This is a genomic window from bacterium (assembly GCA_024224155.1).
Lineage (GTDB): Bacteria > Acidobacteriota > Thermoanaerobaculia > Multivoradales > JAHEKO01 > CALZIK01.
In genome coordinates this window covers 1-2,443 of sequence record JAAENP010000213.1, presented here as the reverse complement: position 1 = coordinate 2,443, position 2,443 = coordinate 1, and the positions used below count along the sequence as shown (strand labels likewise).

Genomic DNA, 2,443 nt, shown 5'->3' with positions numbered 1-2,443 from the left:
TCGATGAGAATCCCTGAAGGATCGAAGATCGCAACGTGGCTGGCGCTGGCGGCGGCGGGACGCCGAAGCGGAGATCGCGGGCGCCGGCGACGGCGCCATCCGGCATTTCAAGGTCCCCAGGGGCTGGGCGTGGGAACCCCGGGAAACGCTGGCCGGCGGCACCTGGGAGGCGTGTGGAGCGACTCGGTGCCGGAGCCGGCGGCCGTGCGCTACGCTTGGAGTGACGATCCGGCCTCGGCCAACCTCTCCAACGCGGAAGGTCTGCCGGCAGGGCCGTTTCGGACCGACCGCTGGTAGAGTAAGGAATGCTCATCGCGGCCCGGCCCGTTCCGAGGAGCCCTTAGTGGCTTACCCCTCAACAACTTCGAAAAAACGAGGCACGATCACGCTGCGATCCTCGTAAGTTCTTCTGTTGAAGCAGCTAACGCAGCGTGAAGGGCGGTGACGAGCGCGCGGCCGGTGAGGGTCACCAGGTAGCGCCGGGACTTGGGAAGACGACGGATGACACCGTGGTCACGGAGGAGTCGGAGGGCGCGGGTCGTCATCCCTGAGCGCTGCTTCTTGGTCTTGCCAACGTGACGGGGATCCTCAGCGAGGAGCTGACGCAGATCCTTGTTGCAAAAGCCGCCGACAACGAAACGCGGGTCGGCGACAGCTCTCAGGAGTGCAAGGTCCTTTCCGGTCGGTTCGAGCGCACGGACACTCCGGCCTCTTCGACGTTTGCGCTGGGTCACCGCGGCGAGGAGGGACTCGAAGCGCTGCGAGGATCGAGTTGAGGCGATGTGATCAGAGAAGCGGTTGTTGACTTCCTGGCAGACGCGGGCTCGCAGGGTGGTGTCGGCGATACCCTTGCGAAGAGGCAGGCGCTGCTTGGGGGCGTTTTTGCTCGCCCCTTGCTTGCGGCGGTGAACGCGGAACGCCCCAGGATTGTTGACGGTCGTCTCAAAGCGCAGGACATTGTCTTCGTTGTAGAGCTTGACGCTGTTACGACCGAGCCAATGGCGGATGCGACAGCCCTCGCCCAGATCCAGGATCTTGGTCTTGAGAGGATCGCGCATATCCCGCCGCGGCTGGCCATCCTTGCGGACTGGACGAGCGAAGTAGCGCAGGAGACGTTCGGGATACGCACCAATGAAGGCATGTCGCACGACACTGTCCATGATCGGGTCGAGATCGTGGCGCTTCCTGAACAGGACATCGCTGGCCCACTCGCTCTGCCACAGGGTCCACGTGTAGGTGAACGGAGCCCTCAGCGTCGAGCGGAGGGTCGGGAAGGCGATCGGGACGAAAGCGTTGAGCAGAGAGCACCAGTCCGTGGTCAGCTGCTGATCCAGCAGATCTTGCATGGCGTCGAAGTCCTCGACATGCAGGATCTTGTTGCCTTGCCGCTCGAAACCGATCCCCGCTTGCTCGAGCTGACGCGCCAACCACTCCCGGCCATTCAGGGCGATCTGGACGCGGTACGGGAACCAAGTCTGCATCCGCAAGCTCATGAACCCGTAGTCCGGGTGGTCCAAGTAGGTGTAGAGGTGCTTGCAGCGTGTGTGAATGGAGCGCAGCCGGGGGCCCCCTTGGGCAGGTGCCAAGCGGTAGCTACTCCCAGCCTCCACGCACGACCAGGTCCCCACGAGCCCGACCGTGATGCCCAGCTTCCGCTGGCGTCGTCGAGCCACCTCGTCCTTGCGGATCGAGGACGAACGCAGGTAGATGGTGCCCTCGCCACATTCCCGCAGCGACCACTCCTCGACGGCAGAAGCCAGACGCGCTGTCTGCGCCAGAACCCAGTGCCTCGCCTCTTTGAAGAGGATCTTGCGGCGCCGGAAGAAGCGCATGGCGCCTTCCGGATACATCAAGGGCTGGAGAATGCCCTGGAACACGATCCGGTCGAATCCGTTCGCCACTCCGACAATCGAGTCCCCCAAGGCTTTGGTAAGCTGCTTCACGGCGGTGACCTCCCTTGCTGGTGTTTGGTTGACTCAGCATACCTGGAGTCTCACCGCCATCCTCCTGCCTCTGGCAGCGCGGCGCTCTGCTTTGGTTGCGGCTACGCCGCGTTAGGTGAGAAGAAGAGAAGCCATCCGCAGATCCGTCGCATTCGGCGCGGTCCTCATGGCCGCTCTCGCCGTCACGGCTACGGCCCAGCCGGCGCCGCCCGACCCGGCGCCGTTCGGCGAGAGCGTCGACGTCCAGCTGATCAACGTCGAGGTATGGGTGACCGACCGCCAGGGCAACGCGGTGACCGGCCTCGGCCTCGACGACTTCGAGGTCCGTGAGGACGGCGAACCGGTCGGGGTCACCAACTTCGCGGAGGTCCGCCCTCGCGCGCCAGCGCCTTCCGAGCCGGCCCCGCCGGTGGAGGCGGCGGTGGAGCAGCCGACCCCGGACAGCCCCCTCGAGATTCGAGACCTCCTGGGGACGCGGGAGGCGGAGCAGGCAGGGGTCC

2 protein-coding genes are annotated in these 2,443 nt (G+C 65.1%); one reads left to right on the top strand and one right to left on the bottom strand.

Annotated elements, in window-relative coordinates; genetic code table 11:
- Positions 1–383: 383 nt before the first annotated feature.
- The gene (locus GY769_11830; protein MCP4202611.1) at positions 384–1,943 is read right to left on the bottom strand and encodes a hypothetical protein; all 1,560 of its coding nucleotides are present in this window, start codon (positions 1,941–1,943) and stop codon (positions 384–386) included.
- A 115-nt stretch (positions 1,944–2,058) separates the two neighbouring features.
- Between GY769_11830 and GY769_11825 the strand changes: the two genes are divergently transcribed.
- Positions 2,059–2,443: hypothetical protein (locus GY769_11825; GenBank protein ID MCP4202610.1), on the top strand; the 385-nt coding region annotated here is incomplete at its 3' end.